Origin of the sequence: Actinokineospora sp. PR83 (assembly GCF_021056305.1) — a bacterium.
Classification (GTDB): Bacteria; Actinomycetota; Actinomycetes; order Mycobacteriales; family Pseudonocardiaceae; genus Actinokineospora; species Actinokineospora spheciospongiae.
The window spans coordinates 72,183-97,678 of the sequence record NZ_JAJCXD010000005.1; the positions used below are offsets into that span (position 1 = coordinate 72,183).

A 25,496-nucleotide genomic window follows, 5' to 3' on the forward strand; every position below is an offset into this window, starting at 1 on the left:
CCGCGAACGGGTTTGTCTTCTTGGGAGTCGGATGTGGCCGGTCGGGAGTTCCCCGGCGGGGCCGGGTGTTCACCCGGTGGGTGTTCGAGCGGAGGACCCGCGTGCGCACAGCAGCCCGGTGAGGAGGGCCAGCACCACGAGCACCCCGATCGCGCTGCAGTAGGCGCGCACGTGTTCGGTGAGTGCCGTCGGGGCCTGCGGTGTGCCCGGGGTGGCACCCAGCACGAACCGGTAGAAGCTCCCGACCGCGGCGAAACCCGTGGCGAGACCGAACTGGGTGGCGGTGGCCGCCGCCCCGGAGAGGGCGCCCGCGTCGTCCGGGTCGACCTGGGTGAAGATGCTCGCGATCAGTGGCGAGACCACCAACCCCTCGACCAGGCCGACCGCGCCGATCACCACGCCGAGCAGCACGGTCTGGCTCTGCGGCGCCGCCTGCACCACGGCCAGGTGGGTCAGCAGGGCCGCGGCGAGCAACCCGCACCCGTACACCGGCAGCTTCGGGCCGAACCGGGTCAGGAGTCTGCCGCTGACCGCGGAGCCGGTGGCGAACCCGACGCCGAGCGGCACGAACATCAGCCCGGCCGCGAGCGGGTCGCGGCCGAGACCGGTCTGCACGTAGTAGGTGAACACCAGGAACAGGCCCGCGTTGCCGCCGAAGAAGGTCATGATCGCGATGAGCCCGAACCGGGTCCCGCGCGGCCTGAACACCCGTGGTGGGAACAGCGGGGCCGCGCCACCCGCCGCCATGGCGCGTTGCCGGGCGAGCAGGGCAGGCACCGCGGCGACCGCGATGACCGGGGTCAGCCACAGCCACCACGCCGCACCCTCCTCCTGGCCCATGATGATCGGCAGCAGCAGCGCGGGGAGGGCGACCGCGGTCAGCGCCACCCCGGGGAGGTCGAGCCCCGGCCGGTGCTGGGCGCGGCTCTCGGCGATCGCCGCGCGGCCGAGCAGCAGGATCAGCACCCCGATCGGCACGTTGATCAGGAAGGCCGACCGCCAGCCGAGGCCGGCGATGTCGAGGTGCACGAGGAATCCGCCGCCCGCCAGCCCGAAGATCACCCCGAGGCCGAGGACGACCCCGTAGGCCCCGATCGCCTTCGCGCGCTGGGCCTCGTCGAGGAAGGTGCTCCGCACGAGGGCCAGTTCCTGCGGTACCAGCGCCGCCGCGGCCAGGCCCTGGGCGAACCTGGCGGCGATCAGCACCTCGGCGTCGGGGGCCGTCCCGCAGACCAGCGAGGCGAGGGTGAACGCGGCCACGCCCAGCAGGAAGACCCGGCGCCTGCCGTAGCGGTCGCCGAGCCTGCCGCCGGTGATCATCCCCGCCGCGCAGGCGAGCACGTAGCTCGCGCCGATGAGCTGGACCTGGCCGAACCCGGCGGGCAGGTCGCGCTGCACCGACGGTGCCGCGATGGTGACGATGAACCCGTCGACCTGCCCCATGAAGGTCGCGGCGAGCACGGCGGTGAGCCCGATCCAGTCGCGGGCGGTCGCACGGGGGGACGACGACGTCCCGGGGGTCTGTGTGGTCATACTGCGCTCCGCACGGCTGGGTCGGGGAAGAAGCCCACTTCGGTGAAGTGGTCGAGGTAGGCGTCGAGCACGGTGTCGTCCACCTCGGCGGGCGGGAGGTCCGCCCCGGTCGACACGGCCAGTGCGTTGTCCCTGCCGAACACCACCGAGCCCGCCGCCCCGGCCGGTCCGCGGGTGTGGGTCGCCGCGACGGCGAGGGTGTGGTCGCCCCGGTCGGCGGCGGCGTCGGCGGCCTCGGCGAGGCGCGCCGCCCACGCTGCCGCCGGCAGCGGTTCCAACCGGTGCCCGCGGGCGCGCAGCCGGGCGAGGACCGTCGCGACAGCGAGCGGGCGCGGGCTGGTCAGGTGGTGGGTGCGGCCGGTCCGGCCGACGAGCAGCACGCGCACGACCACGGCCGCGACCCAGTCGACCGGCACGATGTCGACGAACCCGGGCGGTTCGTCCGCGTCGGGAGCGGCGCCCAGGACGAGCATGGCGCGGACCAGGGTCCAGAAGGCGTCATCGGTGCTCCCCGCTCCGGTGGCGCTGTGGCCGCCGATCCGGCTCGGGCGGTGCACGCAGACCGGCAGGCCGCGCTCGCCCGCGGCGAGCACCATCCCCTCGGCGACCCACTTGCTGCCCACGTACCCGTTGGCGGACAACGACTCCGCTGGTACCCGGCGGTCCTCGCCGAGCACGGGCGGGTTCCCGTCGACCGCCACCGCCGTGTCGCACGTGGACACGAAGTGGACCGGCACGGACCGGTGCGCGCAGGCCAGCCGCAGCACCTCCGCGGTGCCGCGCACGTTGGCCGCGCGCAGCCGGGCGTAGGGTTCCAGGTGGTTGACCCTGGCGCCGTTGTGCAGCACCACGTCGACCTCGGCGGCCAGGCGCAGGAAGGTCTCCGGCGTCAGGCCGAGTGCGGGTCGGGCGAGGTCGCCGGGCACGGCGACCACGCGGTCCAGGTCGTGTTCGCCGAGCCCGTGGCGGTTCAGCGCCCGCCGGACGCGGTTGATCGCGGCCTGCTCGTCGTCCGCGCGGACCAGGCAGTGCACCCTGGCCCCGGTGCGGCCCAGCAGTTCGCGCAGCAGGAAGGCGCCGAGGAACCCGGTGGCACCGGTGAGCAGGACTGATCGGGGTGGGCCTGCGCGGGAGGCAGGCGCGGGGCGGACCGCGGCGGGGAGTGCGACCTCGGTCGCCAGGTCGATCCCCGCCCACGGGTGGGTCGCGGTCGGTTCGACGGTGTCCATCCTGGTGCCGAGCGCGGCCGGGGTCGGGGCGTCGAACACGTCGCGGATGCCCAGGCGGACGCCGAATTCCGCCCGCACCCCCGCGAGCAGCCTGGCCGCGAGCAGCGAGTGTCCACCGAGGGCGAAGAAGTCGTCGTCCACCCCGACCTCCGCGACGCCCAGCGCGTCGGCGAACAGCCCGCACAGCGCCCGTTCCCGCTCGGTGGCGGGTGCCCGGCCACCCCCCGGGCTCCCGGAGGGGGGCGCGGGCAGGGCACCGCGGTCGAGCTTGCCGTTGGTGTTGACCGGCAGTCGCTCCAACAACACGTACACCGGGGGCACCATGTAGTCCGGGAGGCGTTCGGCGGCGAAGCGGCGCAGCGCGACCTGGTCCGGGGGCGTCGCGCCCGGGAGGGGGACGACGTAGGCCACCAGCCGGTCCGCCCGGACGACGACGGCGACTTGGGCCAGGTCGGGGTGGGCGCCCAGCGTGGCCTCGACCTCACCCGGTTCGATCCGGAACCCGCGGACCTTGACCTGGTCGTCGGCGCGACCCAGGTACTCGAGGGTGCCGTCGGACCGCCACCTGGCGAGGTCACCGGTCCGGTAGAGCGTGCTGCCCGGTGGTCCGAAGGGGTCCGGCACGAACCGCTCGGCGGTCAACCCGGGGCGGTCGTGGTACCCGCGTGACACCGGGGCGCCGCCGAGGTGCAGTTCACCGACAGCTCCCGGTGGCAGGAGGCGCGAAGCCCCGTCCAGCACGTGGCAGCGCCCATTGGCGACCGGTCGGCCGATGATCGGGGTCTCGCTGTCGCGCAGCCGCGCCCACACCGTGTCCACGGTGCACTCGGTCGGGCCGTAGAGGTTGTACGCGGAGATCTCCGGGACCGCCCGCAGCGCCGACCACAGCGCCGGACCCGCGGCCTCACCGCCGAGGGCGAGCACCGCCGGGCGGTGCTCGCCCGGGTCGAGCAGGCCCGCGGCCAGCAGCTCCTCGGCGTAGGTGGGGGTGATGTCGAGGAAATCGATCCGGTTGGCGCGCACGTGGCGCAGCAGTTCGGCGGGCTCCCTGCGGACGTCGTCGTCGATGAAGTGCAGTTCGTGGCCCGCGAGCAGCCACAGCAGCCCTTCCCACGAGGTGTCGAACGACAGCGACGCGGTGAGGGCGACGGCGAGCCGGTCGCGGCCCGCGGCGGCGGTTTCCGGTTCGATCATCTCCGTGCGGTGGTGGTGGAACAGGTTCACCATGCTCCGGTGGGTCAGCACCGCGCCCTTGGGCCTGCCGGTCGACCCGGAGGTGTGGATCAGGCACAGCGGGTCGTCCGGGCCGATCCCGTGCTCCGGTGCGCTGTCGGGCTGCGCGGCGACCGCCCGCGCGGTCTCGGGGGCGTCCAGTTCGACCGTGGGCACCGCTGTGCCCGGCAGACCGGGGGCCAGTGCCGCGGTGGTGAGCACGAGGTGCGGCCGGGCGTCGTCGAGGAGGAAGCCGAGCCGCGCCCGCGGGTGGTCGGGGTCGGCGGGCAGGTAGGCCGCGCCCGCGCGCAGGACGGCGAACAGGGCGACCACCGCGTCGGTGGTGCGCGGCAGGAGCAGCATGACGACGCTGCCGGGCCCGACCCCGTGCCCGCGCAGCAGCCACGCCAACCGGTTCACCCGTGCGCCGAGCGTGGCGTGGTCGATCGGCGTGCAGGGGCCTGCCCGGTCCCAGGCGACCAGGGCGGTGGTGTTCGGCTGCCGGGCCGCGCACTCGGAGAGCAAGTCGGGGATGGTGCTCTCCGGCCAGGTCCGGTCGGTGTCGTTCCAGTCGTGCAGCAGCGTGCGGCGCTCGTCGTCGACGAGCACGTCCACCTCGCCGACGGGTGTCCCCGGGGCCCGCAGGAGGCGGTGCAGGAAGGTGCTGAAACGGCGCAGGTGGGTGGCGAGGTCGGCGCCGGTGTAAAGGTTGGGGTTGCCGTCGAAGGCGACTCGGAGCCCGGCGCCGTCCGCGCGGTCGTAGACGTTGACGGCCAAGTCCTCGACCAGGCCCGCCGACACGTTGCGCACCACGCTGGGGTGCCCGTCGAAGGTCAGGCCGTAGTCGAAGGGCATGATGTTGGCCGAGGGGCCGAAGAGCTTGCGGTCGCTGCCCACCATCCTCAGGTCGCGGCGCAGTTGCTCGTAGCGGTAGCGGTGGTGCTTGCGCCCGCGCCGCAGGTGCCCGGACACCTGCGCGGTCACGGCGTCGAGACTGGGGTCGTCGGCGAAATCGCTCCACAGTTGCACCACGTTGAGGACCATGCAGGGCACGCGCAGGGCGGGTGACCCGGTGCGCAGCATGACCGGCAGCGCCAGCGACACCTGCTCGGCGCCGGTCATCCGGTGCAGGTAGGCGGAGATGGCGGCGATGAGCACGTCGGTCCAGGTCGCCCTGGCCGCGGTGGCCACCCGGTGCAGCAGGTCGACCACCGGGCGGTCGAGGTCGGCGAACTCGCGGGTGACGTGCCTGGCCAGGGGTGCCGTGCGACCGGCCAGTGACACCGGGTCGGGCCGGTCGGCCTGGTAGGCGACCCAGAAGTCCCGGTCCCGCTCGCACAGGGCGGAGCCCTCGTAGTCCGCGTCGTGGTCGACGACCGACCGCAGCGCGCCGAACCCGTGCTCAGCCGGGGCGCGATCCCGGGCGAGGGCGGTGTAGACCTCGGCGACCCGGCGGGCCACCAGGGCCAGCCCGTAGCCGTCGAGCAGGATGTGGTGCACGCGGTGGTACCAGAGGAACCGGTCGTCCCCGATCCGGAACACCGCGTGCCCGAACAGGACATCGGTGCCGAGGTCGACGGGGCGGGCGGTGTCCTCGGCCATCCACCCCTCGGCCGCGCCCAGCGGGTCCGGTTCGTCCCGCAGGTCCGCCGTCCACACCTCCCAGTCCGGCGGGTCGACGACCTGGCGGGGAACGCCGTCGTGCTCGGCGAAGCGGACCGTGAGGGCCTCGGTCTCCGCGACCGTCCGCCGGATCGCCGCGACCAGCACGTCGACCCGGATGCCGCCGTGGATCTCGACGTACTCGGCGGTGTTGTAGGCGGGAGAGCGCGGGTCGAGTTGCTGGCCGGTCCAGATCCCGTGCTGCGCGGCTGTCAGCGGCCACCACGTGCCCGGCTCAGGCATCGGGTGCCTGCTCGGAGAGCAGTTCCCACCAGGCCAGCAGCGTCGGCTGCTCGGCGAGGTCGGCGAAGGTTGTCTCGACCCCGAACTCGCGCCAGCGCTCGACCAGCGTCAACAGCCGCACCGAGTCGAGGCCCTCGTCGAACAGGTTCTCGGTCTCGGAGAGTTCTTCCGGCTCCAGGTAGAGCTGCTCGGCGATGTCCGCGCGCAACACGTCGATGGTGAACCGTGGGTCCACGGGGAAGTCCTCGTCTCGGCGGGGTTCAGTTGACCTGGCGGTCGCGGTCGGCCCAGAACCGGTCGCGCAGCTCCCGCCGGAGGACCTTGCCGCTGGGGTTGCGCGGCACCTGTTCGACGAACTCGAACTTCGACGGGATCTTGAACGCGGCGATCCGGTCGCGGCAGAACAGCAGCAGGTCCCTGGCCCGCGCGGTGGCGCCCTGGCGCAGCGCGACGAAGGCGTGGACCGCCTCGCCGAAGCGGTCGTCCGGCACGCCGATCACCGCGACGTCGGCGACCGCGGGGTGCTCGGCGATGGCGTTCTCGATCTCGGTCGGGTAGATGTTCTCCCCGCCGACGATGATCATGTCCTTGATCCGGTCGGAGATGAACACGTACCCGTCGTCGTCGAGGTACCCGGCGTCGCCGGTGTGCAGCCACCCGTCGACCAGGGTGTCGGCGGTGGCTCCTGGCAGGCCCCAGTACTCCAGCATCCGCGCGGGCGTGCGCAGGCAGACCTCGCCGACCTCGCCCGCGGGCAGCGGCTCGCCGGAGTCGTCGACGACCTTGACCCCGAGCCCGGGGTAGGGCCTGCCCGCCGCGCGCAGCCGCGGGCTGCCCGGGACGTGGTCGGCCGGTGGGAGGCAGACGGCGGTGTTGCCGGTCTCGGTGAGGCCGTAGATCTGGGCGAAGTCGCAGTCGAAGACCGGCAGCGCCTCCTGCAGCAGGGCCTCGGAGATCGGCGACCCGCCGTAGACGACCTTGCGCAGCGACCTGAACGCCGCCGCGTCCGCACCGGGTTCGCCGAGCAGCAGGCGCAGCATCGAGGGCACCACGCACGCCGTGGTCACCCCCAGTTCGGCGATCAGCCGCAGCGCGCCCGCGCTGTCGAAGCGGGGCATCGCCACGTTCGTGATGCCCGCCGAGAAGCCCTGCACCGACCACCACACCCCGCCGACGTGGAAGCCGGGGATCCCGATGAGGCTGCGGTCGCCCGCCTGCCAGTCGATCCACCGCTCACCGGCATCGGCGAGCGCGTCGCGGACGGCGAAGAAGCTGCGGTGGGCGAGCACCACGCCCTTGGGCAGCCCGGTGGTCCCGCTGGTGTAGAGCTGCACGACGGGGTCGTCGCCGCCGGTGCCGGGGACCAGGTCCGAATCCGGCTGCGCCGCGGTCCACTCGGCGAAGTCCGCCGGGCCGGCGCCGCGCACGAGCAGACCGGGCAGTTCGGCCGCGACGTGGTCGACCACCCCGCGCAGGTCGGCGTCGACGACGAGCGCGCGGCTGCCGGAGTCGCGCAGGATGTGGTCGACCTCGGCGGCGGTCAGCCGGAAGTTGATCGGCACCAGGACGGCACCGAGCTTGGCGCAGGCGAAGACGGTGGCGTAGTAGTGCACCGACTCCTGCCCGAGGTAGGCCACCCGGTCGCCGACCCCGATGCCGTCGGCGCGCAGCGCGTGCGCGACCCGGTTGCTCTCCCGGTGCAGTGCCGCGTAGTCCAGTGTCACCCCGGCGCAGACGATTGCGGGCACGTCGGGTGTGCGCTCGGCGTGGAAGCCGGGGACCGCCCAGACGGTGTCCAGTTCGGGGTGGTGCAGTGCGTCCTGCGTGGTTGTCATCCGTTCAGCTCCCGACGATCGTGACCTGGGCGGTGCCGGAGCACGCGCCACCGGCCTCGTCCCAGCAGCGGAACGAGGTCTCCAACGACACCAGCGGGTCGGCGTCGGGCCGCAGCCTGCGTTGCCGGACGCTGTCCAGCGCGAACTCCCCGTGGAACGACCGCGGGTCGATCGGGCGGCGGAAGACGCTGCTGAACCGGGTGATGAGGACGTCGGGCAGCCGCCTGCGCCAGAAGTCCGCCATCGTCCAGGTGTCGAACACCGGGCCGATGCCGTCGCGGACCGCGGTGGCGATCACCTGGTAGAGCATCTGGTTGTAGCAGATGTTCACCTCGACGGAATTGAGGTGCCCGGTGTCGTCGATGTAGCAGGACTCCGGGATCTCCAGGACCCCCGCCCCGCGCAGGACGCCCTCCTCCTGCGACACCGCAAACGAGGCCAGGTACCGGCAGTGCGGTTTGTAGCAGTCCAACACCCGTGCCAGGAGCTCCCGATCGCTGTCGAGTACCGGCGGGAGGACCGCGCTCACGAACGCGGGCCGATCTCGTCGTCGTACACCGTGACCCGGAACGACACCGCGGGCTCGGACGCCGCCGTGTGCAGGGCCCGGTGCACCAGGCTGCGGTTGTCCCAGATCAGCATGTCGCCCCTGTCGAAGGTCTGCAGGTGGATCGCGGGGTGCTCGAAGGTCTGGTCGAGCTGCCCGGTCGCGGCCAGCAGTTCGCGCAGCAGCTCCGGTCGGTCCCGGCCCCGCTCGTCGGTGATCCCCTGGGTGAACCCCTCGCTGAGGTAGAGGATCGTCTCGCCGGTGTGGCGGTGGGTGTGCGCGGTCGGCAGGCTCACCGGCGGGGTCTTGGCGTCGACCTCTTCGAGGACCTCGGAGATCGGTCGGTAGACGTCGCTGGGGCGGATCTTGAAGTAGCGGCGCACGCTGTGGGTCGCGGTGGTGCCCTCGACCGCGACCTTGAGCTCCTCGCCGAGGTTCTCGTAGGCGCGGCACAGGTCGATGAAGAACGTGCCGCGGTTCCTGCTCGGCACGACCTGCGGGTGGATCAGGGTGAGGTCGAACGGCCGGGGCATGAACTGGTAGTCCGAGTGCCAGAACTTCCCGGTCTTGGGCACCCCGATGCGCTTCTCGCCCTCACCCACGTTGGAGGAGACGAACACCTCGGGGACCTCGGGGTGGTGGTAGATCGGCTCGTAGTACTTCTCCACCGCGCCGAACCGCTCACCCAGGGCCAGGAAACCCCTCGGGTCGAGGTCCTGGTCCTTCAACACGACTATCTTCTCGCGGTAGACGGTCTGCTTGAGGGCGCGCACGTCGTCGTCGGAGGCGGAGTCGAAGTCCTCGACGACGACGCCGATCCCCTGCTGTTGCGATAATCGCATGGCGGTATCCCCTTCTCAGGACGCGGAAGCGACGTAGTCCACCAGGTCCCCGACAGTCGTGATCCCCGGCAGCGCCTCGTCCGGGATGGACACGTCGAAGGTGCGTTCCAGCTTGAACAACAGGTCGACCAGGCTCAGCGAATCGACGCCGAGGTCGTCGAAGGTCGCCCCCGGGTCCAGCTCCGGCGCCGCGCCGGGGTCGAGTTCGCGGATGAACCGCTCCACCATGGCGCGTACCTGCTCGTGGTCCACCGTGTGCACTCCTCGTCACCTCAGAACAGTTCGGGCCACGTCAAGGCGGCGGCGCCCCACGTCGCGCCCCCGCCGAAGGCGGACAGCAGGACCCGGTCACCGCCGTGGAGCTCCCCCGCTTCCGCGGCGTGCGCGAGGGCGAGTGGGATGGAGGCCGCCACGGTGTTGCCGACGGCGCCGAGGTTCGCGTAGACGCGGTCCGCCGGGACGCCCAATTCGGTCCCGACGGTCGCCAGGATCCTGGCGTTCGCCTGGTGCGCAACGAACCTGTCGACCTCACCCGGCGCCCAGCCGACGCGGTCGAGGACCGACCGCGCCGACTCGGTCATCCGGGCGACCGCGTGCCGGTAGACGGCTTGTCCGCGCATGGCGAAGAAGCGGTCCGACCGCTCGGCGCCGGGGTCGCGCCCGGGGTGGCGGGAACCGCCCTCGCGGACCATGACGAGGTCCGCGAGGTCTCCGTCACTGCCCAGGTCGAACGCCTGCACAGCACCGGGTTCGCCCACGTGGCCCGCGCGCAGCACCACCGCGCCCGCGCCGTCGCCGAAGAGCGCCGCGGCGCTGCGGTCGTCGGGGTCGAGGATGGTGGAGAACGTGTCCGCGCCGATGAGCAGCACCCGCTCGGCCACGCCGCCCGCGATCAGGCCGTCGGCCACGGCCAGCCCGTACACGAAGCCGGAGCACACCGCGTTGACGTCCAGAGCGGGTACGGACAGGCCCAGCCGGGTGGCCACGGCGGGCGCGGTCGCCGGGCACGGGTGGTCCGGGGTGGACGTGGCCAGGAGGAGCAGGTCCACCCCGTCGCCACCCGACCTCGGGGCGGCCGACCTCAACGCTGCCGCCCCGGCGCGCACCGCGAGGTCGGAGGTCGCTTCGCCCGGCTCGGCGACGTGCCTGGCGCCGATCCCCGTACGGCTGCGGATCCACTCGTCGGACGTGTCGAACCGCAGGCTCAACGCGGCGTTTGTGACCACAGTGGACGGTGTGTGCCCACCGATCCCCGCCACCACGGCCACTCGTCGCCCCTGTCCCGCGGCACCCGCGGGAACTGCACCCTGCATGTCCTACAAGTCGGGCAACCACGCGCCGCGGTTCCCCGCAACTCGAACAATTCCACCGGGCTATGACGCAGGACACCCCAGGCGGTGGGGGCTTCGAGTGGTGCGCCGCCGACTCCGCGGTCCACCTGACGGGCATCGGAGGGGCCTACTGGCCGAACCGTCGAACGACTGCGGCACGGTGCCAGGACCTGCGGTCCGCCCCCTTCGGCGCCCGAGTCCCCGGCTACTCGGTCCCCGTGGACCGGTTGTCCTCGCTGTGCGCCAGGTCGTCACGGGCACGGGCGACGCGAGAGCGGACCGTGCCCACCGGGACACCGGTGACCTCCGCGGCCTCGGCGTAGGTCAGCCCGAGGATCTGGGTGAGCACGATGGCCGCGCGCCGATCGGGGTCCAGGGCGTCGAGGAGCTGGTTCACCACGACGAGGTCTTCGAAGCCCACCGACGTGGAGTACCCCTGCGCTTGCCTGGCCTCCGCGGCGGTCGCCCAGTCGACGGAGGAGCTGTGGCGGGGTCGGGCGCTCGCCGAGCGGATGCTGTCGACGACGACGCGACGGGCGATCGACAACAGCCAGGTCCGGGCGGAGGACCGGGCGGCGAACCTGGGCAGGCTCGGCAACGCCCTCAGGTAGGTCTCCTGCGTGAGGTCGTCGGCCGCGCCGACGTCGGCGAGGTGCGCCACGAAGCGCCACACCTCGCGCTGGGTGGCGCGCACGAACGCCTCCAGCGCGCGCCGGTCGCCCGCACCCGCGGCCAACGCCCACCGGGTGACCTCGTCGTCCTCGCTGCTGCCGACCACGAGGCGGGAGCCTAACCCACGATCGCGGGAACTTCCGGGGCCAACCGGGCGACCTTCACCATGTGGACTGCTTGAGCTACCGCGAAGCCCTGTCGGCGCGCCTGGACGGCGAGACCGAGCTGATCGCCCCGACCGCCACCGACGCGCACCTGGGCGCGTGCCCGGCGTGCGGGGAGTGGTACGCGCGCGCCGCGGCGATGACGCGCCCGCTGCGGGTGCGCGTCGCCCCGCGATCACCGGACCTGGCCGACGTCATCCTCGACGCCGCGCCGGAGCCGGAGCCGGAGCCGAGCCGCGACTGGTGGCCCCGGCTGCTCCTGGGTGTCGTCGCGGTCGCGCAGTTGGCACTGGCCATGGGGCAGGTCCTCGGTGTCGACACCGCCCACGGTGCGGCCCACGCCCCCGGCGGCCTCGCGGACCACCTGTCCAACGAGAGCACGGCGTGGAACCTGGCCATCGGGATCGGCCTGGGCTGGGCGGCGCTGCGCCCCCGCGCCGCCGGTGGGCTGGCCCCCCTGCTCAGCGGGTTCGTGCTCGCGCTGACCGCCTACTCCACAGTGGACCTCGTCGCGGGCGTCGTCCCGTGGTCGCGGGTCCTCGGGCACGGGCTGCTCGTGGCCGGGCTGGCGCTCGTGGTCGTCGTGGGGCGCACCGCCGCTCCGGGACCGGGCGACCGGAACGCCCGGGGATCGGTCGAGCGCGCGGTGGCGTCGGAATGGCTCGACCAGGAAGAGGTGCCGCCCGGCTCGACGGCGCAGTCGAGGCGCAAGCACTTGGTGCCGGTCGCCGAGCACCGCGCGGCGTGATCGCTTCCGAGGGCCAGGGGTCGCCGGGTGGATTCACTGCGGATGACGAGTCGGTTCCACAGTGCTGCCCTGCTCAACCCGCGCTCGCCCGGTCGGGCACGACGGGCAGTTGCAGGTAACCGATGTGTTCCGGTCCCGTGTGGACCGTGTTGGTCGCTCCCGCGTGGTAGCCCGCGTCGTACTCGTGGCGCATGCCGTGGGCCACGCCGTCGTGGGGTTGGATGTCGACGCGGATGCGGTGTCCCTTGCGCACGAGCGCGGTGCTCGGGATCAGCTCGATCTCGACGGGCACGACCTCGCCGGGGACGAGGGGGGCGTGATCGGCGCGCAGGTGGGTGTGCTTGGGCGCGTACTCGGTGCTGCGGGCGTGGTCGAGCGCCCGGTGCGAGACCTTCAACCAGCCCTTCATGACCGGGTGGACCCGTTCGGCGAAACCCATCGTGGTGGGCCCGGTGTAGTCGACCTCGCGGCCGTGTTCGTCCAGGACGCGGACGGAGACGTAGATGTCCATGTCGTGGCTGGTGGCCGACACCCACAGCCCGACCCTGCCGTACCCGGCGAGCACCAGGTCCTCGGCCTGCGGTTCGCTGACGAACGAGATGCCCGTGGTGCGCGGGTCGGCCGTCGCGACGTCGGCGGAGTAGGCCGCGATCCGCTCACCCGCGGGCGGGGTGTCCACCAGCGCCCCGTTCCCCGAGGCGGCGGCGTCGAGGTACCACCGGCGGTAGGTCGTGCGGGCGATCGGCCACTCGTGCTCGGTCTGCAGGTAGGAGGCGCCGTTGCCGACGCGGATCTCCAGGCGCACCGGCGGGGTGTCCATGATCCCGTTGTCGACGCCCTTGAGCCAGTGGTCGAAGAACGCCTTGTGCTCGGCGACGGTGTCGGCGGCGTAGGACTTGGTGAACCAGTCCTCCCAGAAGTCGAGCTTCTTGTGCGGTGTCGGGGTGCGCAGGTACGCCTCGCTGCTGCCGAGCTGGTGGAAGTGGCTCTGGTGGGTCGTGACCGCAACAGCCCACAGCGGCACGTCCACACCGGTCAGGTCGGGGCTCAGGAAGACCTCGGCGCGCGGGCCGAAGATCGCCGCGGGGTCGGAGTCGCGGAACGGGCTGCGCTTCATGACCTCGATGAAGTCGATGCTGTCGGGTTCGCCGCAGATCGGCGGGAGGATGGCCCAGCGGTACCAGACGTCGAAGAACTGCTCGTTGCGGATGCCGCCGTTGTAGGCGACCTCGTCGTAGAGGTCGACGTCGGTCCCGATCGCGATCATCGCCTTGAGGTGCGGTGGGTGCAGGGCGGCCACGGCGTGCTGCGCGACGGCGTAGTAGGACATGCCCCACAGCCCGACCGCGCCGTTGCACCACGGCTGCTCGGCGGCCCACTCGATCGCGTCGCGGAAGGCTTCCGCGGTGCTGATCCCCCAGGTCGCCTGCGTTCCCGGGCTGCGACCGGTGCCCGGGCCGTCCACCCGGACCACGGCGTAGCCGTCGGGCACCCACACCGCGGTGTCGACGGTCTCGTGGTTCTCGAACAACTGGCCCCCCGGGTTGCCGAGGAAGTAGCTCTCCTCCAGCTCCTCGTGCGCCTCGAGGTCGTCGTCGTCGCAGATGGAGTGGTGGAAGAACGCCTTCCCGTAGGGGCCGCAGTTCATGACCACCGGGTAGGTGCCCGCCGCGGCCGGGCGGAACACGTCGGCGAACACGTGCTGCCCGTTGTCCAACGGGATCACCACGTCGCGGAAGCGCAGGATGCCCGCGGCGTTGCGGCGCAGTTCGTTGCGGGCGTTCGCCGGGGTGCACAGCCGCCGCGGCGTCCGATCGGTGAACACACCGGCGCTGTCCAGTTCGGCCAGCAGTTCGGCCACGGCGGGGTCGCGGGTGAACGCGGCCACCGGGTCGGGTTCGAGCTCGGCCGCGGCGGCGCCGAACGCGGTGTCGGTGCGCAGGTTCAGCGGGCGGTCGCCGATGATGTCGTGCACCTCGGGGGCGATGTCGGTCCCGCCGTCGCGCACGCCTGCCCGGTCGAGGCTGAACAGCAGCCGGGCGAGGTTGGTCACGCCGGGGTCGAGGAGCTTGTCGGTGTTGCCGTCGACCCGGCTCAGGATCTGGGCCAGGTGCACCCGCGGTGCGGCCCGGACCGTGCCGATCGCGGTGTCGCCGAGCAGGAACGCGACCCGGTCACCGTCCTCGTACCGGAACTCGCCGCGGTCGTTGGTCAGCCCGCGGTGGCCGCGGGTCTCGTACCTCAGGCCTGCGATGGGGCCCGCCAGGACACCGGTGCACGTCATGGGCATACCTCTTCCCCGCTGGTGGTGGGCGTCGGCCGCAGCGCCGCCCGACGGTCGCAATCGGACACATCCGACCGTACAAGCGGGAGCGAAAAATATCAACGCCTGTTTACATCCGGGGGGTGGCTATTCTGATCGGATGACGTCAGATCCGGTGGACGACCACCCGCCCGCGCGGCGCGGGCGACGACCCGGCCCGAGCGGGACCCGGCAGGCGATCCTCGACGCGGCGCGCGCCCGCTTCGCCCGCGAGGGGTACACCGCGGCCACGATCCGGGGCATCGCCGCGGACGCGGGCGTCAACGCCGCCCTGGTGATGCAGTTCTTCCGGTCCAAGGACGAGCTCTTCGCCGCGGTCATGTCGATCACCCCGGCGACGCTGCACCGCATCGCCGACGCGTTCGGCGGCCCGCACCAGGGCGTCGGGGAACGCGTGGTACGGGCCTACCTCGACGTGTGGGAGGGCTCCCCGCAGGACGCCGAGCCGCTGCTGGCCATGTTGCGCAGCGCGATCTCCAGCGAGCAGGCGGCCGGGCAGTTGCGCGACTTCATCGAGGCACGGGTCCGCCGGGGAACCGAATCCACCGACCGGCACGACCCCCAGGTGGGCCTGCGGGTGGCGCTGGTGTCGGCGATGCTGGTCGGTGTTGTCGTCGCCAGGCGGGTCGTGACGGTGCCGACGCTCGCCGCAGCGGACCGGGACACGATCGTCGGACTCGTCGCGCCCGGCATCCAGGCGGTGCTGACCCCGGCCGAGCCCGCTGCCCACGGGCGCACCACCTGACCGAGGCCACGCGGTCCGTGCCGCCGCGCACACCAGCGGCCTGATCCACGCGCCGCACCGGCCCCTGCCCCATGGCGCCTCCGCGCCCCGCTGCGCGTCGAAGCCCCCGAACACGCCTGCGGGGGTGGCGGCGTTCGATCCGCTCCCACAACCCGTCCGACAGATGCGGCACCGGGACCACCGGGTCGGCGTTGGGGTGCGGCCGGTGATCCGGAGTGGGCCCAGGACGATGTCGACCTCGAGCACCCGGCGTCCGCTGATCATCAACCCGAGGATGACCATCGATGTCCCGGTCTCACACAACCGACGGTTGATTGTCCGTGTCCGACCGGTGGTGTTCGATGACGCCTCTTTCGACCACTCGGTCGTCACCGCCCCCGGTGCGAGAGCTTGTGAGGCGCGTTCTGCGGTGCCGTGGTGGGGGTGGCTCGGGCCGCCAGTCGACTGATGGTGAGTTCGATGTGTTCCACCGACATCGCTCTGGGCAGAGCGGGGGCGGCGTGTACCTGCGGCAGGGTGGCTTTTGTGAGCGCGGTGAGGATGTTTCGGGGCCGGTTTCCAGGAACGTCCGCACTCCTGCGGAGTGCAGGGCCTGGAGCGCCTGCCGGAAGCCCGTGGGTCGGATGAGGTGGTGGACAACGGCCTCGCGCAATTCATCGGCCCCTCGGTAGCACCTGCCGAGCGTGGGAGACAGGACGGGGGTCGACGGGGGTCCGATGTGGATGGACGTGATCGGGTCGCGGTAGTGTCGGGCGACGTCGGCAAGCACCGCGTTGTGGAACATGGTGGCCGGGGGCACCGGTCTGACGCGATGCCCGCGTCGGGCGACGATCGCGGCGAGGTCGGACTCCGTGCCGGAGACCACGCACTGATCCGTGGCGTTGTCGCAGGCCAGTTGCGCCGAGCGCAGCGCGTCGGTGAACGCGCCGGTCAGGCCGGTGACATCGGCGAGATCGGCCGGCAGGCGGGATCCGGCATGGCCAGGTACGTTCGTTCAGAGTTCTGGGCGATCTACCAGCGAACGCCGTGCACAGGTCCGAGGAGACGGAGGAATGCCGAGCATGGTCCCGGAGATCCTGAACGACCCGTTGCGCAACCGCGGCACTGCCTTCACGGTGGACGAACGTCACCGACTGGGACTGGTGGGCATGCTGCCTTCGGCGGTGGAGACGCTGGACCAGCAGGCCGCCCGCGCTTACGCGCAGCTGAACCAACAGCCCACCGATTTGGCCAAGTACATCTACTTGTACGCCCTGCGCGACCGCAACGAGACGCTGTACTTCAAGGTCCTGTCCGACCACCTGGCCGAGCTGCTGCCAGTGGTGTACGACCCCACCATCGGTGACGCGATCGAGCAGTGGAGTCACGACTACCGCCGCTCCCGAGCGGTGTACCTGTCCATCGACCGCCCCGGTGACGTGCGCGCCTCGTTCGAGAACTTGGGGTTGGGCCCGGACGACGTGGACCTGATCGTGGCCTCCGACGCGGAGGAGATCCTCGGGATCGGTGACTGGGGGGTCAACGGCACCGATATCTCCGTGGGCAAGCTCGCCGTCTACACCGCCGCCGCAGGCATCCACCCCGACCGGGTGATCCCGGTCAACCTCGATGTCGGCACCGACAACGAAGCCCTCCTCAACGACTCGGCCTACCTGGGCAACCGCCACGCCCGCGTGCGCGGCAAGGACTACGACGACTTCATCGCCACTTACCTGTCCACGGTCGCCGAGCTGTTCCCCCATGCGCTGCTGCACTTCGAGGACTTCGGCCCCTCCAACGCACGGCGGATCCTGGTCGACAACGCCAAGGACTTCCGGATCTTCAACGACGACATGCAGGGCACCGGTGCGATCGTCGTGGCCGCGGTGATCTCGGCGCTGAAGATCACTGGCGGCACCTTCGCCGACCAGCGGCTGGTCGTCTTCGGGGCGGGCACCGCAGGCACCGGCATGGCCGACCAGATCTCAGCGGCGATGGTGCGCACCGGCGCAGGCGAGGCGCAGGCGAAGTCCCAGGTGTGGTTGGTCGACAAGGATGGTCTGGTCACCGACGACATGCCCGACCTGCCCGGCTACCAGCAGGCATACGCCCGCCGCGCTGCCGAGGTCGGGAAATGGGCGCGCTCCGACGGGAAGATCGACCTGCTCGAGGTCGTCAAGCAGGTCAGGCCGACGATCCTGATCGGCACCTCCACCGCGCACGGCGCCTTCACCCGAGACGTCGTCGAGGCGCTCGCCGCCGGGGTGGAACGGCCGATCCTGCTACCGCTGTCCAACCCGACCTCGCGCATCGAGGTCATGCCCGAGCAGGCCATCCCGTGGTCCGAGGGCAAGGCGCTGATGGCCGTGGGCATCCCCGTGCCGCCGGTGACCTACGAAGGCACCACCCACACCATCGGGCAGGCCAACAATGCCCTGCTCTACCCGGGCCTCGGGCTGGGCACCATCGTCTCCGGGGCCGAGCACGTCACCGACGGCATGCTCCTGGCCGCAGCCCATGCCGTCGCCGGGCAGGTCGACGTCACGGCCCCCGGCGCCTCGCTGCTGCCGGACGTGGCGAACCTGCGCGCCTCCTCGGCCACCGTCGCCGTCGCCGTGTGCAAAGCCGCAGTCGACGACGGCGTGGCCACCCGCAAGCACGACAACCTCGTCCAAGCCGTCCAAGACGCCATGTGGCAACCCGCCTACGAGTAGGCGCGCGATAGCCACCTGTCCCTCCGGGGCGATCGCGCTCAGCTCGTGTCGCCGACGTCGAACGTCTCGCAACCGGAGATGCGGATGAGGACGCGGCCGTCGGAGTTCACCGCCTCCTCGACGTTCGCGTCGTCGACGTGGACGAGCCGGATGCCGTCCGGGTTCGACTTGCTCACCCCCGCGTCGCTGCCCGCCGTGAAGAACTCGACGCGGGCGATGGAGCGGGGTACCGCGACCAGGTGGACGCCGTTGCCGTCGGTGCGCAGCAACCGGGTCCGGGCCAGGGCGTCCAGCATCACCGTGGGGACCGGTGGGTTCTCCAGGAGTGCGCGGTCGGCTTCGGTGGCGGGCGGGACCAGCACCCAGCGGGAACTCGTGCCGCCGGGGCCTTCCCGGCCGTCGGTGCTCGCGCGGTAGACCCCGCGCAGGACCACCGCGCTGTCGTCGCGGTAGTACGGGTCCTCGGACGGCCGGTCGGTGACGACGTCCCTGGCCGGTGGTGGGGCCGGGAGAGCGCCCAGCACCACGTGGCACGCGAAGTGCTCCCGATCGGCGCGGAGCACCCGGCCACGCCGGTCCACGACGTCGCTGGTGATCCGGACGTGCACGCGATCCGCGCCGTCCAGCCGCGCCGTCACGCGGTAGGGGTTGCCCGGCCCGGCTTTCGGCGCGACGAACGCCGAGAACCGCAGGTCCTCCAGGGCGCGGACGGGCAAACCGGGTGCCACCGCGGTCGCCGCTTCGGCGGCGATGGTGGCCAGTCCGGTGCCGTGCATGGTCGGCTTGCCGTTCACCGTGTGGTCGACCAGGAAGCCCGCGGTGCGCTCGCCGAGGTCCAGCAGCCACTGCGCGGAGTCCCGCGTGATGCGGTGCGGGACCCCGAGCATCCACCGGGTGCGTTCCGGCACCGGGTGCACGAAGCCGGGGAACTGCTCGCCGAACGTCTTGCGCTCCTTCGCGTTGAGGAACGCCACCAGCGGCTGGGCGACCGAGGGCGTGCCCAGCTCGGCGGCCAGGTGCCGGACGCCCTCGGCCGGGGCCAGCGGAGCCATGATCCCCGCCCGCTCGTTGTTGCCCTGCATCAGCTCCGAACCGCCCATGCCGACTTCCGCCCAGATCGGCCAGACCAGCGTGCGCTCGTCCGCGCCGCGGACCAGCGCCGCGTGGCGGGCCGCCCCGTGGAGGAAGTCGTTGCCGGGCGCGTAATCGGTCTCGCCGGGCAACCCCACCAGGCCTGCCACCGAGCCGAAGTTGCACCACTGGGCGGGCTGGGCGGCACCGAACGCGTCCTTGAGGTTGCGGTAGCCCTCCACCTTGACTGCGCGGATGCGCCGCAACCCGTCGACGGACAGCCGTGAGATGTCACCGCCGTTGTGCAAGCCCGCGCCGTGCACGAGCAGGTCGACCTGGGGGGTGACCTCCCGGATCCGGTCGACGGTCGAGCGGACCGCCTCGGCGTCGGTCAGGTCGCAGGTGAGGTAGTCGACTGCCCCGTCACCGCAGAGCGCACGCAGTTCCCGCAGGTTCCGGTGCGATTCGCGGGCGTTGAGCAGGCGGTCGAACCGGGCCATGACCTCCCGGACCGGGGCACCGGGGGTGCGGGCGCGCTCGGCCTTGAGGAAGTCCGCCCGCAGGGCCGCGAGCTGGTCGTCCTCGGCTTCCAGCAGGTCCTCCGGCACGTCCCGCAACCGAGACGATCCCAGCAGCCACAGCCGCAGCGGCGTCCGGGACGCGAGTTCCTTGGCGCAGGCCGCGGTGATCCCCCGCGCGCCGCCGGTGACCACGACCACCGATCCCGGCCGCAGCGGGGACACGTTCGAGCGCAGGTCGAGCGGGGCGGGCACGAGCTTGGTGCGCAACCGGACACCGTCGTGGTGCAGCACCGCCGGGTAGCCGCGGTACCCGGCCAGTTCCCGGTTCAGGGTCGCCCAGCCGTCGGCCTGCGAGCTGATGACCACGGCCAGCCGCGCTTGGCGGAGGTCCCAGGCGAGGCTGCTGACGATGCCGGTGAACAGACCGGTGGCGGGGTGCGGGACACCGCTGCGCAGGTCGTCGACGACATGCACCCCGAGCGAGCCACCGGCGTCGATCCGGTCGCGGCAGGACTTCGCCGCGAGGAACAGCGCTTCATGCGCGCGGAGAGTCCCCTCCGAAACGGTCTCCCCGGGTGCCGCCCCACCGGTGGAGGCGAAGAGGCGGACGTGGCTGAACCGGCCCGCACCCGTTGCGGCGTCGGGGAACTGGGCTTCGATCGGTGTGGTCTTGTCCAGTACGTGGACGCGCGCGCCGGACTCGTGAACCTGCGTGGGCACCGACTCCCCGCACCCGGGCTGGACGATGACGAGCCAATCCGGCCCGGGGACGCCGGTCCACTCCGCGTCGGGGGCCGGTTCTTCGACGTAGGAGCAGACGTAGCGCTCGTTGCGCGGCGCGGGCCGGGTGGCCGGGTGCGGTGTCAGCACGATCCCGGGCGCCGAGGCACCGGCAGCGATCACGTGGGGCGTGTCCCCCAGCCTGGCGAGCTCGCCGATGAGGTCGCACGCACCGTTGGCGCCGAGGTAGTCCAGTGGCCGCCCGGCTCGGGCTTCGCCGCCGCCGGTGACGACCGAGAGCCGGCAGAGCACCGGCCACCCGGCCGCCGCCGCGGTGCTCTCGCGTGCCAGGGCGAACAGGAAGGCACCTTCGCCGAGGGGACCACGACCGAGCAGGGTGCGCAGTTCATCGGTGCTGTTGCCGTTGAGGCTGAGCACGAGCGCGAGGTCCAGTGCTCCGCTCCGGAGGTGGCGCACCGCGGTCTGGACCGCGTGCGCGGTGGCGGCGGGCCCCGCGTCGGCGAGCTGCACCGCACCGTTGAGATTGTGGCGGTTGGCGATGCGCGAGGCGATGACGTTGCCCATCAGACCGGGCTGGGTGTCCGGGGTGGACGCCGCGGTTCCCGCCCGCACCGCGCGGCCGACGGCTCGCGCGGCCTCGGTGAACTCGCGGGCGTCGAGCTCACCCGGCGCCACGGCGAGCAGGTCGTCGGCGTAGCAGCGCAGCGCCGACTGGTACCAGGACAGGGTCGGTCCGTAGTGCGCGGCGATGACGCCGGTGGTCTCCTCGCGGCCCTCCCACAGTTGCCCGTGTTCGGCCCGGAACCGCTCGGTCACGTCCAACGCCATCAACTGGGTGCGGTCGATCGCATCCGACACCGCGGCGGGCAGCCTGCTGACCTGCCAATCCGGCGCCGGGTAGGGCACCGGGAAGCCCGCGTCGGCGGCGGGCGCACGTCCATCGCCGAGACGCGCCGCGACTTCGGCCGAGGACGGCGCACCAGGCAGGTGGGCGCTCCACGCGACCAGGACGATCCGATCGTCCTCCGCGGGCGGGCGCGCGGCGGGCGCGGGCTCGCCCGGGCGGGGCTCATCACCGATCAGCAGGTGCCCGTTGGTCCCACCGAACCCGAACCCGGAGACGCCGACCAGGCGCGGTCCGGGGGGCAGCGGCACCTCCTGCGCGGGGACGGTGACGTGCTCCGCGGTCACCGCCGCACCGGGCCGTGGCCGCTGGGCGGGGACCACACCGTGGCGCAGGCCCAGCAGCGCGTGGATCACCGACACCGCACCCGCCGCCCAACCCGTGTGCCCGATCAGCGACTTGTTGCTGGTGCACAGCACCTGCCTGCCCGCCGCCGACCGGTCCAGCGCGGCGAGCTCGACCTCGTCGCCCGCCCGGGTGCCGGTGCCGTGCCCGACCACCCAGATCGGGGCGCGCTGCTGCCCGTGCCCGGCGCGTGCGATCGCCAGTTCCTGCCCGCGGCGGTTGGGGGCGGCGATGGCCTTGCCCCGGCCGTCGGCCGCGGCGCCGAACCCCGCCAGCACCCCGAGCACGTGCTGGCCCGCGCGCCGGGCGTCACCCAGCCGTCGAAGCGCCACCACCGCCGCACCGTCGGAGAAGAGCGTGCCGTCCGCGGAACCGTCGAACGCGTTGACCGCTCCCCGGTGGCTGAGCCCGCCGAGCTTGCCGAACAGCACGTTGAACCGCGGCGTGACCATGAAGTAGCCCCCGCACAGCGCCAGGTCGGTGCTGCCCTCCTGGAGAGCGGCCACGCCCAGGTCGATGGCGTAGAGGGAGGAGGAGCACGCGGTGTCCACGATCGTGACGGGTGTTGTGTCCGGCAGCAGGCCGCGCACGGCGCTGCGAACCACCCCATCCGGCAAGTGGTCCTCCGGGTTGCCCGCTGCCAGCCGGTAGCGCTCCCGCAGCAGGGAGCGCAGCCGTTCCGCGTCCGGGCCCGTCGGCGAAGGCCAGTTCTCGGCGAGCATGCGGGCGTACCCCTCGACCACCATGGCCTGCTCGAAGTGCTGGTCACCGTCGGAGCAGGCACCGATGAACAGCGAGGAGCGGGGCAGGGGCCCGTCCGGCAGCGCCTGGTCGAGGGCGTGGCGCAGCCAGGACGACGACAGGCTGGCGTCGGGGGCGACGTCCTCGTGCCACCCCATCCGGACGAATCCCGCGGTGCGCGCGTAGGTGCGGTCGCGGCTGCCCGGATCGGCGGCCCAGAAGGTGTCCTGCGGATACCGGTCCCCCGGTTCGGTGAACGCGGGTGCGCCGGTTCGCAGCAGCTCCCAGAACTGCTCGGGTGACTCCGCGCCGGGAACGACCAGCCCCATCCCGACAACGGCGATGGCACCCTCGTCGTCCGCGTGATCAGGGGTGCGTGCGGCGGTGCCGTGGGCCAGCGCACCCGGTGCACCCGACGCGCTGGGCTCGACGACACCCGCGGGCGGCCGAGCGGCGTCACCCCACGTGCCCCCGGCTCGGATCAGCGCGCCACCCAGCCGGATCCCGCCGTCGTTGACGACGTTCTCCCCCGTCATCCACGACGCGTCCGGCGAGGCGAGGAAGGCCACCAGCTTCGCGTGCTCCTCGACCGTGCCCAGCCTGCCGAGCGGGGTGCCCGCGACCGTCGCTTCCAGGACCTCCCCACTGCGGGGGAACAACTCCACCGTCTTGCTGACCAGCATTCCCGCGGAGGCCATGTTCACCCGGATGCCGTGCGGACCGAACTCCACGGCGAGGTACTTCGTCAACTGCTCGAGCGCGCCCTTGCACACCGCCACGCAGCTGTAGTTGTCGATGACAACACTGGTGCCGATCGAACCCAGGTTCACGATGGCCCCGCCGCGCTCCCGCATGAGCGGGAACGCGGCACGGCAACAACGGCGGGGACCGTGCACGTTCGTGTCGATCGCCCGCTCCCAGTCGCGATCGGTGAGCACGTGACCGGGCTCGAACACCCCGCGCGCCGCATTGTTGACCAGCACGTCGAGCCTGCCGTGCCTGCGCCCGACTTCGGCGAACATCTCCTCGACCGCGTCCTGCTTGGCCACGCTCGCCCGCAGGTGCTCCGCGGAACCACCCTCCGCGAGGATGTCCGCAACGGTCTGCCGCGCGGCGTCCAGGTCGTGGAACCAGTTCACGATCACGTGGCCCCCACCACGGGCCAGTTCGCGCGCGATGGCCCGGCCCTGCCCCTTCGAACCTCCCGTGACCAGGCAGATCCGGTCGGTGAAGGCACCGGCACGTGGACTGTTCACGCGCTCACCCGCCCGGCTCCGAGCTCGGTGAGCAGGCCCGCGATCGACTCCAGGGTGGTGTAGTCGGTGATCCGGATGTGGTCGGCCTCGGGGAGGTCGTACTTCCGGCGGGCCCGCTGGAGCAGCTCGGTCTGCCGGATGGAGTCGATACCCAGGTCCGCCTCCAGTTCGACGTCGGCTTCGAACACTTCCTCCGGGTACCCGATCGCGGAGGCGTAGAGGGTGCGCAGCTCGTCCACGAGGCCGGGAACGGCCGCATCCCCGGGCGGCGAAGGTTCGGCGGGCTCGGGTGCCGTCGTGCGGACGGGGGCAGCGGGGACCGGGACAGGCTCGGCCCGCTCGACCGCGGGCACGTCCGACCCCGCCTGCTCGACCGCCGATGCGTCCGGTCCGACCCGCTCGAACGGCGATGCGTCCGGTCCGACCCGCTCGACCGCCGGTGCGTCCGTTCCGGCCCCCTCGCCGGAGAACGCGGCGAGTGCGCTCCGCAGTTCATCGAGTGTCCGGCGCTGCCGCAACGGCGCCGCGGTCCGCACCCCGGGCAGGGTCGCGTCCACGAGGTCGGTCAGGGCGGCGCGGGCGCCGCACTCGAGGAAGCGGGTGAACCCGTCACCCCGTACCGCCACCACGGCGGACAAGAAGCCGACCTCGCGCACGAGGTGGCTGGTCAGGATCTCGCGGCTGTCCTGCTCGGTTTCGACATAACGGCCCAGCACCGGCGAATACATCGGCACCCGCGGAGCGCGTACCCGGACCCCGTCCACCTCCGCCTCGAACAACCGGTTCGCCTCTGTCAGCAGCCGGTTGTGGAACGGGTACGGGACACGCAGGCGCGTCGCCTCGATCCCGAGCAGGTTCGCCACCGCCCTCAGCCGGTCCAGCGACTCGTGTGGGCCGGAGACCACGACCTGGTCGTACCCGTTGTGGGCCGCGACCACCAGGGCGCGGTCAGCCAGGGACCCGACGACGGCGCTCCCGCGCTGCCGACCGACGCGCAACGCGACCATTCCCCCCTCGGTGCCGTGCGCGGCGCGCAGCGCGCGGTCCCGCGCGATCACGAGCCGGGCCCCGTCCGCCACCTCGAGCGCTCCCGCGGCGGTCAACGCCGCGAACTCGCCGAAGCTGTGGCCGACCACGAGGCCCGGTGTGATGCCCGCGAGTTCACGGGACAGGTCCAGGACCGCCAGCTCCGTGGCGAAGATGGCCAGGCTCAAGGCGGGGACGTCGCCGGCGAGCAGCGTGTCCAACGCGGGCGCGTCCGTCCTCTCCAGCAGCGCGGAGATCTCGGGACCGCCGTACCGGAGCGATATCGCGTCCACTTCACCGACGACGGTCGGCAGTGGACCCCCGGCGCACACACGCGAAAGGCAACCGGGCAGGTAACCACCCTGCCCCGGGAACAGGAAGACCGGCTCTGCGGACGGTGAGCAAGACACGATGATGATCCTCACGGTGGAACGGGGAACCGGGGCCCAAAGCACCGGCGAAGGTCAGGGCCGACTCCGGGCGGAGTCGGGAGATCGCTTGGTCCGCTCGATCGCACCGCCCAGCAGAACGGCTGAGCGCACCGCTGCGCCAGTCGCCCGCCGTCGGCCGCTCCTCGGAGGTGTGATCATCCTTCGACCAGGACGCAGACGAGGCTAATCAGCCCCGCACCGACCGAACTGCGGAAGTCCGCAGCTCCACCGCCGGGACCGGGCGCCCGCGGCGATGACTGTGCGGATGTGCCCGCCCACCAGCGGTGATGGCGTAGGGAAGTCCTCACCGGAAGGCGGACGGGCAGCTCGTGTGGGCCACAGGGGCATGACGCAGATCACCGACCGCCGAACGGGGCCTTGTGGTTGTCCACGGCGGCGGCGGGATGCGTCCGTGATAACATCCGCCACCCGCTTGACGCCGCAGCTCGGCGCGTCGACCAGGTTGCCGGAACATCCCGCCCCCACCGTCACGTCCACGCCCACGGACGAGCTGGGCGGCACAACACAGGGATGACGCTGTCCGATCGCCCCGTACTGCGTGATCTCGCTTACCTGAGGTTCGTCGCGGCCTTCGTCAAGGGCCCACCGGTGCGCGCACCTTTCCCCATTGACACTGGACCGCGAGCCCATCGGTGTTACTCGGACGACTCCGCCCCGCTT

At 72.3% G+C, this 25,496-nt stretch carries 15 protein-coding genes; 3 read left to right on the forward strand and 12 right to left on the reverse strand.

The annotated features are described in order from the left end of the window. Positions 1–69: 69 nt before the first annotated feature. From L6E12_RS01515 to L6E12_RS01555, 9 genes are all read right to left on the reverse strand, one after another. Positions 70–1,533 carry an MFS transporter gene (locus tag L6E12_RS01515; protein WP_236226049.1) on the reverse strand — a complete coding sequence of 488 codons (1,464 nt, stop codon included), beginning with the start codon at positions 1,531–1,533 and terminating at the stop codon, positions 70–72. Continuing rightward, positions 1,530–5,879: an SDR family oxidoreductase gene (locus L6E12_RS01520; RefSeq protein WP_236226050.1), complete on the reverse strand. Its 4,350-nt coding sequence runs from the start codon at positions 5,877–5,879 to the stop codon at positions 1,530–1,532. The genes L6E12_RS01515 and L6E12_RS01520 overlap by 4 nt, the downstream gene beginning before the upstream one ends. Next, the gene (locus L6E12_RS01525; protein WP_236226051.1) at positions 5,872–6,114 is read right to left on the reverse strand and encodes a phosphopantetheine-binding protein; all 243 of its coding nucleotides are present in this window, start codon (positions 6,112–6,114) and stop codon (positions 5,872–5,874) included. Before L6E12_RS01525 ends, L6E12_RS01520 begins: the two co-directional genes overlap by 8 nt. A gap of 25 nt (positions 6,115–6,139) precedes the next feature. Continuing rightward, positions 6,140–7,714: a long-chain-fatty-acid--CoA ligase gene (locus tag L6E12_RS01530; RefSeq protein ID WP_236226052.1), complete on the reverse strand. Its 1,575-nt coding sequence runs from the start codon at positions 7,712–7,714 to the stop codon at positions 6,140–6,142. Between the two features lie 4 nt (positions 7,715–7,718). Continuing rightward, positions 7,719–8,243 (reverse strand): FcoT family thioesterase, encoded by a 525-nt coding sequence (locus L6E12_RS01535; protein ID WP_236226053.1) that lies wholly within the window; start codon positions 8,241–8,243, stop codon positions 7,719–7,721. Beyond that, positions 8,240–9,103 carry a TauD/TfdA family dioxygenase gene (locus tag L6E12_RS01540; RefSeq protein ID WP_236226054.1) on the reverse strand — a complete coding sequence of 288 codons (864 nt, stop codon included), beginning with the start codon at positions 9,101–9,103 and terminating at the stop codon, positions 8,240–8,242. The genes L6E12_RS01535 and L6E12_RS01540 overlap by 4 nt, the downstream gene beginning before the upstream one ends. Positions 9,104–9,118: 15 nt before the next feature. Then, the gene (locus L6E12_RS01545) at positions 9,119–9,355 is read right to left on the reverse strand and encodes an acyl carrier protein (protein ID WP_236226055.1); all 237 of its coding nucleotides are present in this window, start codon (positions 9,353–9,355) and stop codon (positions 9,119–9,121) included. A 20-nt stretch (positions 9,356–9,375) separates the two neighbouring features. Further along, positions 9,376–10,416 carry a beta-ketoacyl-ACP synthase 3 gene (locus L6E12_RS01550; RefSeq protein ID WP_236226056.1) on the reverse strand — a complete coding sequence of 347 codons (1,041 nt, stop codon included), beginning with the start codon at positions 10,414–10,416 and terminating at the stop codon, positions 9,376–9,378. A 223-nt stretch (positions 10,417–10,639) separates the two neighbouring features. Continuing rightward, the gene (locus L6E12_RS01555) at positions 10,640–11,212 is read right to left on the reverse strand and encodes a sigma-70 family RNA polymerase sigma factor (protein WP_236226057.1); all 573 of its coding nucleotides are present in this window, start codon (positions 11,210–11,212) and stop codon (positions 10,640–10,642) included. A gap of 71 nt (positions 11,213–11,283) precedes the next feature. Between L6E12_RS01555 and L6E12_RS01560 the strand changes: the two genes are divergently transcribed. Next, on the forward strand, positions 11,284–12,018 hold the full coding sequence (locus tag L6E12_RS01560; RefSeq protein WP_236226058.1) for a zf-HC2 domain-containing protein: 735 nt from the start codon (positions 11,284–11,286) through the stop codon (positions 12,016–12,018). A gap of 73 nt (positions 12,019–12,091) precedes the next feature. Here L6E12_RS01560 and L6E12_RS01565 read toward each other — a convergent pair whose 3' ends face one another. After that, positions 12,092–14,302, reverse strand: a complete 2,211-nt coding sequence (locus L6E12_RS01565; protein WP_236226059.1) for a CocE/NonD family hydrolase — start codon at positions 14,300–14,302, stop codon at positions 12,092–12,094. Between the two features lie 139 nt (positions 14,303–14,441). Between L6E12_RS01565 and L6E12_RS01570 the strand changes: the two genes are divergently transcribed. Together L6E12_RS01570 and L6E12_RS01575 are read left to right on the forward strand one after the other, a co-directional pair. Beyond that, positions 14,442–15,086, forward strand: coding sequence for a TetR/AcrR family transcriptional regulator (locus tag L6E12_RS01570; RefSeq protein WP_236226060.1), 645 nt, complete (start codon positions 14,442–14,444; stop codon positions 15,084–15,086). A 1,052-nt stretch (positions 15,087–16,138) separates the two neighbouring features. Then, entirely contained in the window at positions 16,139–17,779 is a 1,641-nt protein-coding gene (locus tag L6E12_RS01575) for an NAD-dependent malic enzyme (RefSeq protein WP_236226061.1), read from the forward strand. Between the two features lie 38 nt (positions 17,780–17,817). On the opposite strand, the gene L6E12_RS01580 is transcribed toward L6E12_RS01575, so the two are convergent. Further along, the gene (locus L6E12_RS01580; protein WP_236226062.1) at positions 17,818–23,358 is read right to left on the reverse strand and encodes an SDR family oxidoreductase; all 5,541 of its coding nucleotides are present in this window, start codon (positions 23,356–23,358) and stop codon (positions 17,818–17,820) included. Next, positions 23,355–24,677: an acyltransferase domain-containing protein gene (locus L6E12_RS01585; RefSeq protein ID WP_236226063.1), complete on the reverse strand. Its 1,323-nt coding sequence runs from the start codon at positions 24,675–24,677 to the stop codon at positions 23,355–23,357. The genes L6E12_RS01580 and L6E12_RS01585 overlap by 4 nt, the downstream gene beginning before the upstream one ends. Positions 24,678–25,496: the final 819 nt, after the last annotated feature.